The 16,530-nt window shown below is 73.5% G+C and carries 15 protein-coding genes and 1 pseudogene; all 16 read left to right on the top strand.

Annotated elements, in window-relative coordinates; genetic code table 11:
- Positions 1–11: 11 nt before the first annotated feature.
- Positions 12–473: an Lrp/AsnC family transcriptional regulator gene (locus ACZ6ZR_RS33825; RefSeq protein WP_465649017.1), complete on the top strand. Its 462-nt coding sequence runs from the start codon at positions 12–14 to the stop codon at positions 471–473.
- A 134-nt stretch (positions 474–607) separates the two neighbouring features.
- Complete coding sequence (locus tag ACZ6ZR_RS33820; RefSeq protein ID WP_465649015.1) at positions 608–3,421, top strand: helix-turn-helix transcriptional regulator; 2,814 nt, start codon at positions 608–610, stop codon at positions 3,419–3,421.
- A gap of 291 nt (positions 3,422–3,712) precedes the next feature.
- Positions 3,713–4,534 (top strand): hypothetical protein, encoded by an 822-nt coding sequence (locus tag ACZ6ZR_RS33815; RefSeq protein ID WP_465649013.1) that lies wholly within the window; start codon positions 3,713–3,715, stop codon positions 4,532–4,534.
- Positions 4,527–5,357, top strand: a complete 831-nt coding sequence (locus ACZ6ZR_RS33810) for a hypothetical protein (protein ID WP_465649011.1) — start codon at positions 4,527–4,529, stop codon at positions 5,355–5,357. The genes ACZ6ZR_RS33815 and ACZ6ZR_RS33810 overlap by 8 nt, the downstream gene beginning before the upstream one ends.
- Positions 5,354–6,184, top strand: coding sequence for a hypothetical protein (locus ACZ6ZR_RS33805; RefSeq protein WP_465649009.1), 831 nt, complete (start codon positions 5,354–5,356; stop codon positions 6,182–6,184). Before ACZ6ZR_RS33810 ends, ACZ6ZR_RS33805 begins: the two co-directional genes overlap by 4 nt.
- Positions 6,181–6,996, top strand: a complete 816-nt coding sequence (locus ACZ6ZR_RS33800; protein ID WP_465649007.1) for a hypothetical protein — start codon at positions 6,181–6,183, stop codon at positions 6,994–6,996. The genes ACZ6ZR_RS33805 and ACZ6ZR_RS33800 overlap by 4 nt, the downstream gene beginning before the upstream one ends.
- 126 nt (positions 6,997–7,122) lie before the next feature.
- A complete protein-coding gene (locus tag ACZ6ZR_RS33795) occupies positions 7,123–8,076 on the top strand; it encodes an ABC transporter ATP-binding protein (protein ID WP_465649005.1) in 954 nt (317 codons plus the stop codon).
- The gene (locus tag ACZ6ZR_RS33790; RefSeq protein WP_465649003.1) at positions 8,069–8,995 is read left to right on the top strand and encodes an ABC transporter permease; all 927 of its coding nucleotides are present in this window, start codon (positions 8,069–8,071) and stop codon (positions 8,993–8,995) included. The genes ACZ6ZR_RS33795 and ACZ6ZR_RS33790 overlap by 8 nt, the downstream gene beginning before the upstream one ends.
- Positions 8,996–9,004: 9 nt before the next feature.
- Positions 9,005–9,922, top strand: coding sequence for an ABC transporter ATP-binding protein (locus ACZ6ZR_RS33785; RefSeq protein WP_465649001.1), 918 nt, complete (start codon positions 9,005–9,007; stop codon positions 9,920–9,922).
- Positions 9,923–10,001: 79 nt separating this feature from the next.
- Complete coding sequence (locus ACZ6ZR_RS33780; RefSeq protein WP_465648999.1) at positions 10,002–10,718, top strand: ABC transporter permease; 717 nt, start codon at positions 10,002–10,004, stop codon at positions 10,716–10,718.
- A 343-nt stretch (positions 10,719–11,061) separates the two neighbouring features.
- Positions 11,062–11,427 (top strand): hypothetical protein, encoded by a 366-nt coding sequence (locus ACZ6ZR_RS33775; protein WP_465648997.1) that lies wholly within the window; start codon positions 11,062–11,064, stop codon positions 11,425–11,427.
- A 63-nt stretch (positions 11,428–11,490) separates the two neighbouring features.
- The gene (locus ACZ6ZR_RS33770; RefSeq protein WP_465648995.1) at positions 11,491–12,216 is read left to right on the top strand and encodes a FadR/GntR family transcriptional regulator; all 726 of its coding nucleotides are present in this window, start codon (positions 11,491–11,493) and stop codon (positions 12,214–12,216) included.
- 102 nt (positions 12,217–12,318) lie between these two features.
- Positions 12,319–13,548 (top strand): CynX/NimT family MFS transporter, encoded by a 1,230-nt coding sequence (locus ACZ6ZR_RS33765; RefSeq protein WP_465648993.1) that lies wholly within the window; start codon positions 12,319–12,321, stop codon positions 13,546–13,548.
- Between the two features lie 98 nt (positions 13,549–13,646).
- Positions 13,647–14,891 carry a threonine synthase gene (locus ACZ6ZR_RS33760; RefSeq protein ID WP_465648991.1) on the top strand — a complete coding sequence of 415 codons (1,245 nt, stop codon included), beginning with the start codon at positions 13,647–13,649 and terminating at the stop codon, positions 14,889–14,891.
- Positions 14,892–14,993: 102 nt separating this feature from the next.
- Entirely contained in the window at positions 14,994–15,935 is a 942-nt protein-coding gene (locus tag ACZ6ZR_RS33755; RefSeq protein WP_465648989.1) for a sporulation protein, read from the top strand.
- Positions 15,936–16,116: 181 nt separating this feature from the next.
- Positions 16,117–16,530, top strand: a pseudogene (locus tag ACZ6ZR_RS33750) (hypothetical protein); the annotation flags it as partial.

The raw sequence follows: 16,530 nt of genomic DNA, 5'->3' as shown, positions 1-16,530 counted from the left end.
GAGAGGACCCCTTGACGGCCCGCATCGAACTGGACGCACTCGACAAGACCCTGATCCGGCGGCTCCAGCAGGACGGCCGTGCCTCCTACACCGACCTGGGCCGGGAGGTGGGGCTGTCCGCTCCGGCCGTGCGCGCCCGGGTGCAGCGCCTGACCGAGCGCGGCCTGCTCCAGTTCGCCGCCGTCACCGACCCGTTGAAGCTCGGGCTGCCCGTCATGGCGCTGCTCGGCATCACCGTCGACGGCGGACTCCCGGACATCATCAAGGAGTTGGAGGCCATCGACAGCGTGATCTACCTGGTCTCCACGGCCGGCTCCCGCGACCTGTTCGCCGAGGTGGTCTGCCGGACCATGGACGAGCTGTGCGCGCTCGTCAACGACCGGATCCGCACCGTGCCGGGGATCCGTTCCGTGGAGTCCTTCCCCTACTTCGGGATCCACGTGCACCGGTTCACCTGGGACATCCCCGACTGAACAACTGCGGTGTGAAGGAATGACGTTGAAAACGACACCGAAGTGGGCATGTTGCTTCAGAATCGGAGGCAGAACACAGGGGTTCCACTCGGTGACAGCTCCTGTCGGTGCCCTGCCAGGGGAGGACGGCGGACATGGCCGCAGCGCTCGGAACGGCGGCCGGCCCGCTCCTGGTCGGGCGCGAGGCCGAACTCGCCTCGTTCGCCGGTGCCTTGGACGCCCTGGAGCTCGGCCGCGGTCCGGTCGTCGAGATCCCCGGGGAGCCCGGCATCGGGAAGACCCGCCTGGCCGCCGCACTGGCCGGCCTGGCCGAACGGCGCGGGATCCCGGTGGCCCGCGCCCACGCCCCGCGCGGTGACCTCACCCCCTTACGGGTCTTCCGCGACGCCTGGGAGAGCCGGTACGCCGGCGGCCGCCGGCCCCGTCCCTTCGACGGGACGGGCGATGGCCTCGCGGACTGGGCGGCGGGCGGAGTCCTGCTGCTGGACGACGTGCACCTGTGCGACCCCGCCTCCACCGCGCTGCTGGTCCGGACGGTCCGCTCGCTCGCACCCGCCCCGTTCCTCCTGGTGCTCACCCACCGCCCGGCGCGGAGCGCGCCACAGCTCCTCGAAGCCCTGGAGAACGCCGCCCGGGCTGGCCGGTCCACCCGCGTCGAGCCCGGCCCGCTCGGCCCGGACGCGGTGGCCGCCCTGATCGCCGGCCAGTACCCGGCCGCGGGCCCCGGCTCGGCCGATCCGGTCGAACTCCACGCCTACGCCGCCGAGTTGTGCGCCGCGGCCGAAGGAAACCCCCGGTACCTGCACCTGCTCCTCGCGGCCGGCTGGCAGCCCGAGCACTGGCCAGACCGCCCCGGCACCGACACCGCCGCCCTGCTCCGCGCCGCCAAACCGCTCGCCGCCGAGTTCGACGCGCTCTCGCCCTGGGCCGTGCTCGCCGCCTCCGCCGCCGCCGTCGCGGGCAACCCCTTCCGGCCGGAGGACATCGCCCACCTCACCGGGCTCGGAACGGACGGCACCCTCGACGCCCTCGCCGAACTGGAGACCGCGGACCTGGTGCGCCAGGTCGACTGGCGGGGCAGCCTCACCTTCCGCCACCCCGTCATCGGCCACGTCGCCCACGAACGCGCCGGACTCTCCTTCCGGCTGCGCGCCCACCGCCGCGCCCTGGAGCTGATCACCGCCCGGCCCGGCCGGGCCCGCGACCGGGCCCGGCACGCCAACTACCTGCTCGGCACCGACGCCGCCCTCGCCGCGCACACCCTCGCCCACGCGGCCACCGAGATCACCGCGCGGGATCCCGCCACCGCCGCGCTCTGGCTCCGCCTCGCCCTGGACTCCCTCCCCGACGACGGAGCCGGCCCCACCAACCGCGACGACCTCGAACTGGCCCACTGCCGTGCCCTGATCGCCTCCGGCCAGCTCGGCGAGGCCCGCACCCGCGCCCACGAACTCCTCGGCCGGGCCGCGAAGCTCGACCGGCGCCAGCTGATCCAGGCCCATGCCGTCTGCGCGGCCGTCGAACGGCAGTTGGGCCGCTACGCGGAGGCGACCGCCATCACCGACGCCGGCCTCGAACTGCTGCCGAGGCCGCTGCCCGCCCCGCTGCCAGCCGAAGCCGCCGAGCTGATCGCCGAACACGGCCTGGTGCACGTCCTGCGCGGCACCCACGACCAGGCCCGCGCCCTCCTTCAGGAGGCCGTCCGGACGCCGGGCGAGGCCGACGCCACGGTGCTCAGGGTGCTCGACGCCCTCTGCCTCACCCACGTCGGAGACCTCACCGAGGCCCTGGCCGCGGTCACCCACTGCGCCCGCCTGGTCGACGCCCTCCCCGACCCGCTGGCCGGCCGCACGCCCGAGACCCTCGCGCTGCTCGGCAGCGCCGAGCTCTACCTCGAACGGTTCACCGACGCCGCCCGCCACCTCAGCCGGGGTCTGGACCGCGACCACCAGGGCCCCCAGCGGCCGATCCTGCTGCACCGTCTCCTCGGACTCGCCATGGCCGAGCAGTGGACCGGCCACCTGGAGGCCTCCCAGCGGCACGCCCGGGAGGCCGAGGACCTCGCCCGCTCCCTGGGGGCCCGGCCCGCGGTGGCGCTCACCCAGGCCATCCGCGCCACCTCGCTGCTGTGGGCCCGCGGCCGCGAACACTCCACCGAGGCCCTCGCGCTCATCGAGGAGGCGGCCGGCGCCGACCCGGCCGGCCAGAGCTGGTGGACCGCCTCCGCGAACGGCCTGCTCGGCCACGCCCGGCTCCTCGCCGGCGACCCCGCCGGCTGCCGCCGCGCCCTGCTGGACAGCGCGCGCGGCAGGCGGCTGCCCCAGGTCCGGCCGTTCTCCCGGCCCTTCCTGCTCGCCGCCCTCGCCACCGCCACCCTCGAATGCGGGGACCGCGAGGAGGCGGAACGCCTCACCCGCGCCGCCGAGAAGGACGCCGAACAGCTCGGGCTGCCCGTCCAACGGGCCCACGCGCGCTGCGCCCGCGCCCGGCTTCACCTCGCCGCCGGCCGCCCCGACCGCGCCGCCGGACTCTTCACCCGCGCCGCCGAGGCCTTCGAGACCGCCGGAATGCCCGTCCAGTACGCCTGGACCCTGGTCGCCGCCGCCCCCGCCTTCCACCACGCGCACGGCCCCGCCGAGGCCCTCCGCTGCCTGGACACCGCCGAGACGATCGCCCGCAGCCACGGCGCGCAGCTCGTCCGCGAGCAGGCGGCCCGGGCCCGCGCCGACCTCGCCCAGGGCACCCGCCCCGCGGACCCGCTCGCCCTGCTCAGCGATCGCGAACGGCAGATCGCCGAACTCGCCAGGACGACGCTGCGCACCCGCGAGATCGCCGAACACCTCTTCCTCAGCCCCCGCACGGTCGAAACGCACCTGTCCCGCATCTACCGCAAGCTCGACGTCCCCTCCCGGCTCGCCCTCTCCGACCTCCTCCGTCGCACCGCCTGAGCCCGTCCCATTGCGGTTGGGTCACGGAGCGTCCGATTGGGCGGGCATTGTGACGGATCGTCGGGGAAACCGGGTTGGAGGTGGGGGGCGCGCGAACCATAATCCGAGCTGTCATGCGCGGGATCCGGCTTCGGAGGTGAGCCGGGGCCGCGCGTTCGGTACTTCCGGGGGAGTCCCTTGTCCGCGTCCGAGTACGCGTCAGAACCCGTGCCCGCAGCCGTTCCCGAGCACGCACCCGTGCCCGTGCACGCACCCGTGCCCGTGCACGCACCCGTGCCCGTGCACGCACCCGTGCCCGTGCCCGTGCTCGCGCCCGAGGGCGGTCCGGCCGAGGCGGAGCGGCCCGGCGGCCGGGTGCCGCGGGCGGCCGGGATCACCCTGGCGGTGGCGGGGTTGGTCGCGGTCACCGCTGCCAGCGCCACCGTCACGGTGGCGGTCGGCAAGCCGTCCGAGCGGCCGAGGGCGGTGGCCGCCGCGCCGGGTGCGAGCCCGAGCGCGAGTCCGAGCCCGACGCCGAGTCAGAGCCCGTCCCCGAGCCCGTCGGTGACGCCGTCCGCGACCCAGCCCCCGGCGCCCAAGCCGGCGCCGTCGTCGACGCTGCACGGCACCGTGGACGGCGCGACCCACGGCGGCGACCTGCGCTACTTCCTGCTGCCGATGCCCGACGGAGCCGAGTCGTACGGCCCGGCGGAGGGGATGAAGCTGAGCACCGAGGAGGTCTCGGCGCAGTTCTCCAACGCCGAGGAGATGGGCGAGGTGCTCGCCTCCTACGGCTACCGGGACGACGCCGCCACCCGCCGCTACCGCACCGCCGACGGCCGCCAGGAGGTCAACGTCCGGCTGCTGCGCTTCAAGTCCCGGCAGATGGCGAAGGAGTTCGCCGAGGGCATGACGATCAGCAAGGGCGACAGCTTCGACATCGTGGGCGACCCGGACGGTCGCGGCATCATGCTCAAGCCCGAACAGGAGGCGTGGACGGGGAAGATGGTCGGCATCTCCTTCGTCGGCGACGTCGAGTACCAGGTCACCGTGTACGTGAAGGGCACGCCGGACCAGTTCGCGCTCCACGACGCGATGAAGCGCCAGCGAGAGAGGTTGTCCTCCGGTGGCTGAACCCATCACCACACCCGAACCCGTCACCCCGCCCGCAGCAGTGCCGGCCGAGCCCCCCGCGCTCGCGCAGCCGCCCGTCGCGGAGCCCGCCGAGCTGCTCGCGGCCGGCGGAGACCCGGAGCCCACCGCGCCGCGCCGCCCGCTCTCCGCCACCCGCCTGCTGCTGGCCGCCCTGCTGATCGGCCCGCTGCTCGGCGGCGCGGTCGGCTACGCCGTCCAGGCCGGGAGCCCGCCCACCCCGCTGCCCGTGCTGGCGATGCCCTCGCCGGCCTACCCCGCCGCCCCGGCGGATCCGCAGGCCGTGGCCGAGGCGGCGGTCGCGCCGCTGAAGATCGACGGTGACCTGCGCACCCTGCTGCTGCCCCGGCCGCAGGGCGCGGAGGACTGGGACTACGACTACGTCGACGGCTCCGGCTGGTTCACGGTGGGGGGCAGGGCCAAGTCGGTCGGCAGCTCCGCCACCCACTTCCGAGGCCTGCTCCAGGACGGGTTCCGCCGCGACGCGGTGGCCGTCTGGCGCAAGGGGGACGTGAAGTGGCGGCTGGAGCTGGTCCAGTACCACTCGGACCAGGCCGTCGGCGCGCAGCGCGACGCGGCGGTTCACGAGCCGGGCGCCGTGCCGCTGGCGGGCGTCTCCGGCGGGGTCTACCAGACCACGGACAAGCCGGAGAAGTACGTGGACAGCACCGAGGAGTACTACTCCGGGGAGGCGGTGGCCCGGCGCGGGGACGTGGTCATGCGGATCACCGTGTTCTCACCCGCGAAGGTCGACCGGGACGAGCTCGCCCGCATCGCCGGGCAGCAGTGGGAGCGGCTGGTATGAGCATCGTCGAGGACTCCGGGATCCCGGAGCTGACCGAGCAGCTGACGGACCGTCCGGACGGCGGGCGCCCCGGCCGGGCCCGGCGCACCGCGCTGCGTGCCGGTGCCGCCGTGGTGGCGGCGGCGCTGCTGGGCGTCGGCATCGGGATCGGCATCCTGCGCACGCAGTACCCGGAGGGCGGGCCGGTGGCGGCCGCACCGCCCACGGCTCCGGCCATGGCCCAGGCCTCGCCCTCGGCCTCGCCGAGCCCCTCCTTCGGCACCAGGGAGAACGGCAGTCACTTCGGTTCCCTCCGGGACCTGCTGCTGCCGATGCCGGACGACCACCGGATCGGGCCGGACGCCGGTGCGTACGGCAACGACACCGAGCTGACCGAGGACCAGCGCAAGGGCTGGGTCGAGGACCAACTGCACGGCCTGCCAGAGAAGTTGCGGGACGCGCTGCGCAAGGACTGGCAGGACCAGCCGCTGACCGGCGCCGGCGTGCGCAGCTACGTGGCGCCCGACCGCTCCTACGTGGTGACCATCTGGCTGCTGCGCTACCACCAGGAGGCGGTCAAGGCGGACGCCGCCTGGCAGAACGCGCTGGGCTCGGACTCCGGCCTGTTCCGCATCGGCCCGACCGTGGCCGGGCACGACCAGGCGCGCTGCTTCCTGCCGTACGCCGCCCCCGGGGCGAAGATCGACCGGCTGGTCTGCTCGGCGGCCGAGGGCGACCTCCGGGTCGAGATGCAGGTGGAGGGGATCGCCCCGCTGCCGAAGGAGAAGACCGTCGACCTGTTCAGCCGTCAGCTGGACCGGCTGGCCCGCCCGGGAGCGTCCGCATGACCGAACAGCCCGACCAGCCCGACCTGACGCTGGATCCGACCACGCCGACCACGCCGACCGAGCAGCCCGCACACCCCGAGCAGCCGCCCCGCCCCCGTCGCCGGGTGCGGGCCCGTTGGGTGGCCGCCGTGCTGGTGGCGGTGCTGACCGGCACCGGTGCCGCCGCCGCGGTGATCGCCCCGGAGCGGACCGAGCTGCCCGGACTGGAGACGCCGAACGACGGCCGGTACGTCTTCCCGGAGTTGACGCTCCCTCCGCTGCCCTCGGGCCGGCCCGCCCCCTCGGCGAGCGGCGCGGGCAACCGGCACCACGCCGACCTGCGGCAGCTGCTGCTGCCCGCGCCGGTCGGGGTGGCCGCACCGGCCGACCGGAAGAGCTGCGCGGACTACGCCGAGCTGGACAAGGAGCCGGCCGAGGCCCGCGCGATCCTGCTGGAGAACGCCTGCCGCGACGCCGTCCGCCGGGTCTGGACGGCGGCCGACGGCACCCGGACCGAGCTCTGGCTGCTCCGCTTCGGCTCCGCGGACGAGGCCAAGGGCCACTACCTGGTGATGAACAACGGCGCCCTCAAGGAGCCGGCCGGGATGGAGGCCTCCACGGACGGCATCGACCCGGAGATGGACCGGAACAGCACCGTCAAGGTCAGCGGCACCAAGGCGGGCAAGCCCGGCGAGACCCCCCGGCCGGTGGCCAGGGCCGCGTACTTCCAGCACGGCGACGTGACGGGACTGGTACTGACGAGCAATCAGAACGGCGTCCCCGCCCAGGCCTTCCGCCAGGTCGCCATGGGCCAGTACGCCATGCTGCGCTGATCCCGAGCCCTGCCAGGGCCGCCCGCCCCCTAGGGGAAGGGCGGCCCTGCGTCATCCTGGAGTAGTGGTCCCGGTTCCTCTCGCCAGCTCATTCCACCGGTCGGGCGGGGCCACTAGGTTGGAACGGTGTCCACCACTGTCATCAAGACGGACGCCCTCACCAAGAAGTTCCCCCGGGTCACCGCACTGGACCGGCTCACCGTAGAGGTGCAGCCCGGTGTGGTCGGTCTGGTGGGGGCGAACGGCGCGGGCAAGTCCACACTCATCAAGATCCTGCTCGGGCTGGCCCCGGCGACCTCCGGCACGGGCCAGGTGCTCGGTCTGGACATCGCCACCGAGGGCTCCGCGATCCGCGAGCGGGTCGGCTACATGCCCGAGCACGACTGCCTGCCGCCGGACGTCTCCGCGACCGAGTTCGTGGTGCACATGGCCCGGATGGCCGGGCTGCCGCCCGCCGCCGCGCGTGAGCGGACCGCCGACACGCTGCGCCACGTCGGCCTGTACGAGGAGCGCTACCGCCCGATGGGCGGCTACTCGACCGGCATGAAGCAGCGGGTGAAGCTGGCCCAGGCCCTGGTCCACGACCCGCAGTTGGTGCTGCTGGACGAGCCGACCAACGGCCTGGACCCGGTCGGCCGGGACGAGATGCTCGGCCTGATCCGCCGCATCCACAGCGACTTCGGCATCTCGGTGCTGGTCACCACCCACCTGCTCGGCGAGCTGGAGCGCACCTGCGACCACCTGGTGGTGATCGACGGCGGCCGGCTGCTGCGCTCCTCCTCCACCGCCTCCTTCACCGAGGTGACCCAGCTGCTGGCGGTCGAGGTGACGGACCGTCCGGACGACCCGGCCTTCGACGCCGACGGGGCGGTCCGCGAGCGGCTGACCGCCGCCGGGGTGGTGGTCCGTCAGGACGGCGCCAAGATCCTGCTGGTGGAGATCGCCGGCGACGAGACCTACGACACCGTCCGGGACACCGTGGCCGACCTGGGCCTCGGCCTGGTCCGGCTGGAGCAGCGCCGTCACCGGGTCTCCGAGATCTTCACCACCGAGCCCACGGAAGGCCCCGCCGATGTCTGAGCAACTGCCCCCGGGGGGCGCGCCCGCCGCACCCGTCGACGGCGGGGTCATCCACAACATCGGCTACCGCAGCTACCAGGGCCCCCGGCTCGGCCGCGGCTACGCCACCCGTTCGCTCTACGTGCAGAGCCTGCGCGCCGCCTACGGCCTCGGCCGCTCGGGCAAGTCCAAGGTGCTGCCGATGCTGGTGGCCTCGGGGCTGACGGCCGCCGCGGTGGTGATCGTCGCGCTCGGGCTGTTCCTCCAGGGGCCGGTCAAGACGGACCTGTTCCCGGTGGACTACGCGCAGTTCCTCTCCGCCTTCGGCGTGCTGGTGCAGATCTTCGTGGCCGCGCAGTCCCCGGTGCTGATGTCGCGGGACCTGCGCCACCACACCGTGCCGCTGTACTTCTCCCGGCCGATCACCCGGGGCGACTACGTCCGGGCCAAGTTCGCCGCGATGACCTCGGCGATGCTGCTGATGACCGTGGTGCCGCTGCTGGTGCTCTACCTGGGCTCGATCCTGGGCGGGATGCCGCTCGGCAAGAACACCGGGCACTTCCTCCAGGGCCTGGCGGTCGCGGTGGTCACCTCGGTGCTGTACGCCGCGCTGGGCCTGGCGATCTCCGCGCTGACCCCGCGCCGGGGCTTCGGCGTGGCCGCCATCATGGGCGTGCTGGTGGTGAGCCAGCCGGTCTCGGCCATCGTCTACGTGCTGCTCGGCGGCAACCGGCTGGACCCGCCGGAGTCGGCCCACTGGGCCTTCCTGCTCTCCCCGACCAACGCCGTCGAGGCACTGATGAACGAGGCGCTGGACATCAGGACGGCCGGGATCCTCACCGCCCCGGGCGGGATCGGCGTGGCGGTCTTCGCGCTGGTCGTGGCCGCGATGATCGGCGGCTCGTACTGGGCGCTGCTGCGCCGCTACCGGAAGGTCTGAGGGAACGTCATGGCCGTCATCACCATCGACAAGGTCTCCCGCTGGTTCGGCAACGTGGTCGCCGTCAACGACGTCAGCATGGAGATCGGGCCGGGCATCACCGGTCTGCTCGGGCCGAACGGCGCGGGCAAGTCCACCCTCATCCACATGATGAGCGGCTTCCTGGCGCCCTCCGCCGGGTCGGTCACCCTGGACGGGGTGCCGATCTGGCGCAACCAGGAGGTCTACCGCAAGATCGGCCTGGTCCCGGAGCGGGAGTCGATGTACGACTACCTGACCGGCTGGGAGTTCGTGCTGGCCAACGCCGAACTGCACGGGCTGGCCGACCCGGGCGCGGCCGCCAAGAAGGCGCTCGGGCTGGTCGAGATGGAGTATGCCCAGGACCGGAAGACCGGGACGTACTCGAAGGGCATGAAGCAGCGGGTCAAGATGGCCTCGGCCCTGGTCCACGACCCCGAGGTGCTGCTGCTGGACGAGCCGTTCAACGGCATGGACCCGCGCCAGCGGCTCCAACTGATGGAGCTGCTGCGGCAGTTCGGCTCGGCCGGGCGGACGGTGCTGTTCTCCTCGCACATCCTGGAGGAGGTCGAGCAGCTGGCCCGGCACATCGAGGTGGTGGTGGCCGGCCGGCACGCCGCCTCCGGTGACTTCCGGAAGATCCGCCGCCTGATGACCGACCGCCCGCACCGCTACCTGGTCCGCTCCAGCGACGACCGCCGGCTGGCCTCCGCGCTGATCGCGGACAGCTCCACCGCCGGCATCCAACTGGACTGGCACGAGCGGGCGCTGCGCATCGAGGCGATCAACTTCCCGCAGTTCACCGCACTGCTGCCGAAGGTCGCCAAGGAGGCCGGGATCCGGCTCTACACCGTCTCCCCGGCCGACGAGTCGCTGGAGAGCGTCTTCTCCTACCTCGTCGCCAACTGACGCCCCGCCGCTGCCCGCTGCCTCCCCGCCGCCGCTGCCCCGCCGCCGACGCCTCGTCGCACCCGAAAGGCTGACCCCTGTGAACCTGACCGTCGCCAGGCTGACCGTACGCGGTCTGCTCGGGCGCCGCCGTGGCCTCCTGCTGCTGGCCGCACCCGTGCTGCTGCTGCTGATCTCCGTGATCGCCCGCAGCGGCAGCGAGGACAAGCACGACCTGGCCACCACCATCCTCGGCCAGCTCTCGCTCGGCACCCTGCTTCCGCTGCTCGGCCTGGTGATCGGCACCGGCGTGATCGCCACCGAGATCGACGACGGCTCGATCGTCTACCTGCTGGCCAAGCCGCTGCCCCGCTGGCAGATCATCACCACCAAGCTCACCGTGGCCGTCGTGACCACCTGGGTCTTCGCCGCCGTCCCGACCCTGATCGCCGGACTGATCCTGGTCGGCACCGAGGACCGGCTCGCGGTCGGCTACGCGGTCGGCACCCTGGTCGCCGGGGCCGCCTACAGCGCGGTCTTCCTGCTGCTCTCGGTGGTCACCCGCAACGCCGTGGTGGCCGGGCTCGGCTACGCCCTGATCTGGGAGAGCCTGATCGGCAACTTCGTCGCCGGCGCCAAGACCCTCAGCATCCAGCAGTGGGGCCGCAGCATCGCCGAATCGGTAGCCGCCGAGGGCGCCATCGACGCCACCGTCGCCACCTCGGTCGCCATCCCCCTCCTGATCGTGGTCATCCTCGGCGCCACCACCCTGGCCGCCGTCAAACTGGCCGGCCTCACCCTCGCCTCCGACGAGTGACCCACACCCGAACCGACGAGGAGGGCCCCGGCATCCGCCGGGGCCCTCCTCGTTTCACGGGCACCCACCCGGAACCCTTCGGGGGCAGCCAAAGGGCCACCTCCCCCGACGGCCACACAGCGCCCCCGAAGGTGAGCACATGCTCACACCGTGTGGATCACCCCCACCACCCCCGTTCGGCGGGGTGCGAACCAGGCTGCCCCGTGCTAGACGGAGTGTCAGCTAGGCGGCGCCTCCATGGCGGAACGCTGGGCCGCATCCACGCGTCTCCACAGATCGTCGGTGATCCGCACCGTCCGAGTGGTCCCTCGGCCTCGCGCCGGAAAGGCTCCGTGCTGACGTCATGGGATTCCTGAAGGAAATCGCCAAGTACCTGCTGGTCAACGCCGTCATCTGGGCGGCATTGATCCCCACGCATGCGTTCGTGTTCCTGGAGGGGGATCCGCTGGAGCTCCTCGCCGGGCTCTCGCTGTTCATGGGGATTCCGGCGGTGATCGTCATCGGACTGGCCAATCCGCTGGTCTGGAGGTTCCCGGGCGTTCCACTGAGGATCCCGCTCGCCGTCGGCCTCCTCCTGGCCGCCGCCCCGTTCCTGCTGGCGTCCACGCGTGCGCTCCTCGTGGTCCAGCTCGTGATCCAGGTCGGCTACCTCCTGGTGGCACGGCCGATCTGGTCCGAGGAAGCGGAGCCGCCCCCAGTTGTAGGATGACCGGACAAGAGGTTGTAGGATGACTGGCGTCCACTGCTGAGCGAACCCGGGAGGAGTCCCCTGATGAGTGCGGACGGGCTGCAGGCCGCCGGGCGGCGTTCGCTGGTGGACGTGACGATCGAGCAGCTGCGGGAGCAGTTGAGTGCCGGGAGCTGGCCGGTCGGGGCGCGGATTCCGACGGAGCACGAGCTGGCCGAGCGCCTCGGGGTCGGGCGGAACACGGTGCGGGAGGCGATCCGGGTGCTGGTGCACGCGGGGATGCTGGTCTCGCGTCAGGGGGAGGGGACCTTCGTCACCTCCACCACCGACCCGGCCGCGGTGCTGCGCGGGGTTCAGCGCTCCGGAGTCCGCGACGTGCTGGAGGTGCGGGCCGCGCTGGAGGCCGAGGCGGCCCGGCTGGCAGCCGTGCGGCACACCCCGGAGGACATCGCCCGGATGCGGGCCGCGCTGGCCCGCGAGGCAGAGATCATCGCCACCGAGCCCGACCGGGCCGGCCGCGAGGCCACCGTCGAGCACGACCTGGAGTTCCACACCGCGGTGGTCGAGGCCGCTCACAACCCGGCGCTGACCGAGGTCTACCGCTACTTCGGCGCCTCGGTGCGCGAGTCGATGCGGACCGCCTTCGGCGACCACGAGATGCCCGAGGTGGTCGTCGCCACCCACGAGGCGCTGGTGGACGCGATCGAGAGCGGTGACCCGGAGCTGGCGGAGGCCGCGTGTCGCCGGCTGCTCGCGGAGCCGACGGCCGCCGTGGAGCAGCTGCTCGCCGCCATCGCCGCGCGGAAGTGACGACCGCTCAGCCCGAGTCGTAGCCCGCGCACCTCGCCGACCGCCGCGTCGGCCCCTTCCTCGCTCACCGTTCCTGTCCTGCCCGGAGAAGACACCACCGCCATGTCGGTCACCCACGCCCAGACGCAGCTCGCCGCCCCGACGGTCCGTACCCGCACCAGGCTCGCCCACCCCGCACTGATGCTGCTCGGCATCGTGCTGGTGGCGCTCAACATGCGGGCCTGCCTGGCGGCGATCTCGCCGCTGGTCAAGGAGATCGAGGTCACCTTCGGCCTCTCGGCCACCGCCAGCGGCCTGATCACCACCGTGCCGGTGCTCTTCCAGGGCCTGGGCGCGCCGCTGACGCCCCGTCTGACCCGGCGCTTCGGCGCGGAGAAGGTGGTTCTCGGCGCGGTGCTCACCCTCGGCGCGGGTGTGCTGCTCCGGGTGCTGCCCAACGTGGCGGCGCTGTACGCGGGTTGCATGGTGATCGGCGTCGCCATCGCGGTGCTGAACGTCTCGATGCCGGGCCTGGTCAAGCGGGAGTTCCCGGAGAGGGCCGCCACCATGACCGGCGTCTACTCCACCACCATGCTGGTCGGCGCGACGCTCGCGGCGGCGACCTCGGTGCCGCTGGGGAAGCTGCTCGGCGGTGGCTGGCAGGGCTCGCTGGCGGCCTGGTCGGTGCTGGCGCTGGTGGCCGCGGTGGCCTGGCTGCCGCAGGTGCTGAAGTCGCGTCAGGAGAAGGCCGTGGTCGCGGCCGCACCGACCGGCACGCCGATCGCCGGCATCTGGAGGAACGGACTCTCCTGGCGGATCAGCGTCTTCATGGGCGTCTCCTCGCTGATGGTCTACACGCTGGTGGCCTGGATGCCGAGGATCCTGGCGGACCACGGCATGGACCCCGGCAAGGCCGGTCTGGTCTTCGCGTTCAGCAACCTGGTGCAGGTGATCGGCGCCTTCCTGGTGCCGCTGATCGCCGGCCGGATGACCCGTCAGCGCGGCCTCGCGGTCGCGATGGCCGGGCTCAACGCGGTGGGCATCACCATCCTGCTGCTGGCGCCGGTCTCCGGTGCCTGGCTGGCCGCGGGCGTGCTCGGCATCGCCCAGGGCGGTTCGCTCGGCCTGGCGCTGGCCTTCATCGTGCTGCGCACCCGCAGCGCGCTGGGCGCGGCGCAGCTCGGCGGCATGACCCAGGCGGTGGGCTACCTGGTGGCGGCCGCCGGGCCGGTCGGCGCGGGCGCGCTGCACCAGCTGACGGGTGGTTGGGAGCTGCCGCTGGTGCTGCTCCTGGTGCTCGCCGCGGTGGCGGCGGTGGCCGGCTGGGGCGCCGGGCGCAACCAGGTGCTCTGACCCGCTCCGCCGCGGGACCTGACACAGTTTCCGGCGCCCGGCGCCCCGGCCCCGCGCAGTGCCACCCAACCACCGTTCGGGTCCCTACGGTTGACGGCATGACAGCTGCTTCCCAGGCCATCTCCCAGGCCATCTCCCAGGCCATCTCCCTGGCCACCTCGCAGGTCTCGCTCGGCGACCCCGAGGTCCGCCACCCGCTCTGGCCCGCCCTCACCGCCGGGTGCCCGGTCACCAGCACCCCCGAGCTCGCCTACCCGGTCGAGGTCGACTACGACTACGCGGCCGTCCCGGCCGGGCTGTTCACGCAGCCGCCCGGCCCGGGGCTGGACCGCTGGGCCCCGCTGCTGCCCCCGCTGGACGCGCCCACCCTCGGCGAGGGCGGCACCCCGCTGCTCGCCCTCCCCGACGGCACCCTGGTCAAGGACGAGTCCCGGAACCCGACCTGGAGCCACAAGGACCGCCTCAACCGCGTCACGGTGAGCGCCGCCGTCCACCAGGGCGCGCCCGGCATCGTGGTGGCCTCCTCCGGCAACCACGGCGCCTCGGCCGCCGCGTACGCCGCCCGGGCGGGGCTGCGCTGCGTGGTGCTGGCCTCGGCGAGCTCGCCGCCGGCCGTGCAGTCCTTCCTGAACGCCTACGGGGCGCTGGTGCTGCCGGTGCCGGTCGAGGCCCGCTGGCCGCTGCTGCGGCGGATCGCCGAGCGGACCGGCCTCCACCCCGTCAGCAACCACACCCGCACCCACACCGGCCACGGCTTCGGCGCCGAGGGCTACAAGACGGTGGCGTACGAGCTGCACGCCGAAGTCGGCACCCCGGCGGCGGTGTTCGTGCCGACCGGCTACGGCGAGCTGCTGTACGGGGTGTGGAAGGGCTTCGCCGAGCTGCACCGGCTGGGAGCGGCGGCCCGGGTGCCACGGATCTTCAGCTGCGAGCCGGCCGTCGGCGGCCCGCTGGCGGCGGCGGTGCGGACGGGCGTCCCGGCGGCGGTGGTGGAGGTCGGCCCGACGGAGGCGTACGCGATCGACGTCACCAACGGGGGCTACCGCGGGGTGCGGGCGGTGACCGCGAGCGGCGGCGGCGCGCTGCTGCTGACGGATCGGGAAGTCCGGGCCGCGCACGGGGAGTTGGCGTCCCAGGGGCTGTGGTGCGAGTTCTCCTCGGCGATCGGGCTGGCCGGGCTGCGGCAGCTGGGCGGGCCGGCGGCCTTCGACGGCCCAGTGGTCTGCGTCTCCACCTCCAGCGGCTTCAAGGACCTGCGGGTGGGCACCGAGCGGGCCGAGGCGCTGGACCCGGACTGGGAGGTGGTGGCGGGCCGGCTGAAGGCGGCGGGGATCGAGGTCTGATCAGCTGCGGTGCGAAGGTGGAGCACGTCGGAGGAACCAGGCGGCCGTACCCTGCGTTTCTCCGTTCGCCGTTCCCCTCTCCCGGAGTTGGAGTACCACCCCATGGTGTTCAAGAAGCTGCTCGGTGCCCTCGGTGTCGGCGGCCCGGCCGTCGACACGGTGCTGTCCACGCCCGTGGTGCGCCCCGGCGGCCTGATCGAGGGTCAGGTCCAGCTGACCGGCGGCACCCAGGAGGCGAAGGTCAACGCGATCACCCTCGACCTGGTCGCCCGGGTGGAGATCGAGCACTCCGAGGGCGAGGCGAACGGCCTGGCCGGCTTCGCCCGGCACGTGGTGACCGGCCCGTTCACCCTGGCGGCGGGCGAGCGGCGCTCGCTCCCCTTCTCCTTCCCGGCGCCGTACGAGATCCCGGTGACCGAGCTGGACGGCCGGCAGCTGCACGGCATGGCGCTGGGCGTGCGGACCGAGGTGGACATCGCCGGGGCCCGGGACAAGGGCGACGCCGACCCGCTCGGCGTGGAGCCGCTGCCGGTGCAGCGCCGGCTGCTGGAGGCCTTCACGGCGCTCGGCTTCCGCTTCCACGGTGCCGACCTGGAGGCCGGGCGGATCCACGGCACCGGGCAGGGCCTGCCGTTCTACCAGGAGATCGAGTACCTGGCCGCGCCGCAGTACGCGGACCGGTTCGGCGCGCTGGAGCTGACCCTGATCACCTCGGCCGAACGGGTCGAGGTGGTGCTGGAGTTCGACCGTAGGAGCAGCGACCTGATCAACCACCACGTGGTGGAGCACGCGGCCGCCGAGCAGGACCTGACGGGGCTGGTGGACGGCTGGATCCAGGAGGCCCTGGCCAAGGGCTCGTACGGCCACGGCCACGGTGGCGGGCACGGTGGCGGGCACGGCGGTCACGGCTTCGGCGGCGGTCTGGCGGCCGGGGCGGCCGGGGCGGCGGTCGGTGTGGTCGGCGGCCTGGTGGTCGAGGAGTTCATGGACGAGGTGGTCGAGGAGGCCTTCGAGGACACCTTCGAGGACGCCTTCGAGAACTGATCCGACGGGGTCACGGGGATTGGTGGTTCCTGCAATCGGGAGCCCGCCCCGTGACTCCGCAATGTTGCCTTTATATGCTCCGCAGAAGCTCTCCACGGTTGTATGCGGTCCTTCCGGGCCGCCGGGGCCCTGGGGCGGAAGCTGACGGAGCAGTACCTGGCTGCTGGTGGAGGGTGTGCGAATGTCTGGCCAGAGGCCGGGGTCCCCGGACCACGCCGAATGGTGGCGCGACGACGCCGCCCACGGGGGGGCCTACCAGGACCCCTACCAGCAGCAGGGGCAGTACCCGCAGCAGGGCCAGTACCAGCAGGGGTACTACCAGCAGCCGCAGGCGCCGTACCAGCCGCAGGAGACCTACCCCCCGCAGCAGTACCAGCAGGCGCCACAGCAGGTCCCGCCGCAGGAGCGCGCCCACCGGGCCGCCCCGGAGCCGGAGCAGGGGCCGGAGTTCTTCGACCAGGAGCCGGTGCCCCGGCAGCCGACCGGGGGCCGGGCGGAGGCGCGGCGGGCCCAGCAGGCGGCCGCCCTGGCCGCGCAGGGCGGGCCGGCCACCGAGGAGGGCATGCCGCCGTCCGGGCCCGGCCGGGCGGCCGCC

It is taken from the genome of Kitasatospora sp. NPDC088742 (genome assembly GCF_055584905.1).
This window is presented reverse-complemented; position numbering and strand designations above follow the sequence as displayed.